The sequence below is a fragment of the Ruegeria sp. AK4 genome, assembly GCF_056541025.1.
Window position 1 is genome coordinate 1 of the sequence record NZ_JBQFXS010000063.1, and the last position, 2097, is coordinate 2097.

The 2097-nt window shown below is 56.4% G+C and carries 3 protein-coding genes; 2 read left to right on the plus strand and 1 reads right to left on the minus strand.

Translation table 11 applies throughout. From position 1 onward, the window contains the following. A partial coding sequence (locus tag ACR0EZ_RS25840) for a LysR family transcriptional regulator (protein ID WP_480617699.1) occupies positions 1-579 on the minus strand: 579 nt, incomplete at its 3' end. A gap of 104 nt (positions 580-683) precedes the next feature. Between ACR0EZ_RS25840 and ACR0EZ_RS25845 the strand changes: the two genes are divergently transcribed. Then, positions 684-1478: a VOC family protein gene (locus ACR0EZ_RS25845; protein WP_480617701.1), complete on the plus strand. Its 795-nt coding sequence runs from the start codon at positions 684-686 to the stop codon at positions 1476-1478. A 35-nt stretch (positions 1479-1513) separates the two neighbouring features. Continuing rightward, positions 1514-2097: nuclear transport factor 2 family protein (locus tag ACR0EZ_RS25850; protein WP_480617703.1), on the plus strand; the 584-nt coding region annotated here is incomplete at its 3' end.

Genomic DNA, 2097 nt, shown 5'->3' on the forward strand with positions numbered 1-2097 from the left:
GTTCGCATCTCGAATGCAAATGTGGTCCGAGAGTTCCGCAGGATGTGAAGGTGCGCCATGTTCTTCAAGGTAGGAAGGGGTCGCGACGACTTTCATATGCGTTTCACCAAGCTTGCGAACGACCAAACTGGAGTCACTGAGCGCGCCGATCCGTATTGCGATATCGAAACCGCCCTTGGCCAGATCGGCATAATGATCCGACAAGTCCAATTCGACCGTGACGTTCGGGTGTTGCTCTACGAAGCGGCTTGCTGCTTTAGCCACCGCCGTGTCGCCATAGGTAAGGGGCGCGGCCACACGAACGATGCCCTTCAAGCCCTCTGAAGCGTCAAACTCAGTCTCCAACTGCTCCATCTCAGCCAGCACTCGTCGCGCTCCTTCCAGATATCGCTCCCCCTCGTGGGTCAGCGACATAGACCTGGTGGTGCGATGGAGAAGATTCAGCCCAACCATGTTTTCGAGCTGTGCGACACGCTTGCTGACCAGCTTGTTTGAAATGCCAAGCCGTTGTCCGGCGGCGGCGAAGGAACCGGCTTCAACAACGGCAACGAAGCTCTGCATCCCATCAATCCGATCCATGTGATTGTCTCCAATTTGGCGATACATACTCTCTTTTATCGCCATTTCAACGAGGAAAGACCATCGCTAAGTCTCTCTCAAGCTGAATCGCAGGAGACAAGAACATGGCAACTTCAGACGCCCCCATCTCAATAGGTCAGGTCGCCCTGACGGTGCGCGATCTGGATAAGACCGCAACATTTTATGAAGACGTGATCGGCCTCGGCCTAGTCGAACGCAACGGTGAAAGCGCCCGCCTCGGCACCGAGGCCGGAACGCTGATCGAGCTGCGCCAGGACCGCAACGCCAAACCCTTTCCTAAAGAGGCGGGGCTGTTTCACACGGCATTTCTGTTGCCGTCCAAACAAGACCTCGGTGCATGGCTGATCTACGCGGATGAGCGCGGTGTTCGCCTGGATGGCGCATCCCACCACGGTGTCAGCGAGGCGCTTTATCTGAACGATCCCGAAGGAAACGGCATCGAAATCTATCGTGACCTGCCCCGCGAAACGTGGAAACGCCAGGGCGATACCGTCAACATGACAACACACCCGCTCGATCTGAAATCACTTACGGAAGATGCCACACAGTGGCAAGGCGCACCCGCGGACACAGTCATTGGGCACGTTCATTTACGTGTCGGTGATGTGAGCAAAGCGGCGAAGTTCGTTACTGACGAGCTGATTATGGTGCAGACCTTTGAGCTGCCCTCAGCCCGCTGGTTCGGGTCCGGTGGCTATCATCACCACCTAGCTACAAACGCATGGCAATCCAAGGGAGCAGGCTCGCGCCCTGCTGGGGCCACTGGTCTCGCAAGTGTTGAGCTGTTGGCAGACCCCGCAAATCTCACACCCGGCCGCAAGATCGACCCGTGGGGCACAGAATTCACGATCACCTCGGCGCAAGCCTACGCAGCGTGAATGTCGTCAAATCAAATCAAAAGAGGACTACAACAATGACACCTAAAGAACTCGTATTGGAGGCTGTAGCCGCCATTTTCGTCAACTTCGACGCAACCGCCGCCGAACAACTGCTGGCAAACGACTATATCCAGCACAACCCTGCCGTCCCTACGGGTGCCGCTCCGATCCTGGGGTTTATCCCCGGTCTTAAGGAAAGCGGGATCGAGGTGGACATCCACCGGGTGATCGCTGAGGGCGATATGGTCGTCCTGCATACGACCTACAACAACGCCCAGGCGTTTGGTGCAGACACCTTGGTTGGCTTTGATGTCTTCCGCGTCGAGGACGGAAAGGTTGCAGAACACTGGGACAACCTGACCCCAATTACACCGCCAAATCCTTCGGGACACACTCAGACCGATGGTCCGACTGAGATCACCGATCTGGAAAAGACAGCCGAGAACAAGGCGCTGGTCACCGACTTTGTGAACACGATCCTGAAAGATGGCGATGTTGACCGGATCACGGATTTCCTGTCCGCGGAGACCTATATCCAGCACAACAGCAACATTGCTGACGGCCTGGACGGTTTGGGTGCGGCACTCGCTGGCATGGCCGAGCAAGGCATCCAGATGAT

What these genes read in the sequence shown, in the direction of transcription:
- ACR0EZ_RS25845 (WP_480617701.1), top strand. Translation starts at nt 684, where the DNA reads ATGGCAACTTCAGACGCCCCCATCTCAATAGGTCAGGTCGCCCTGACG.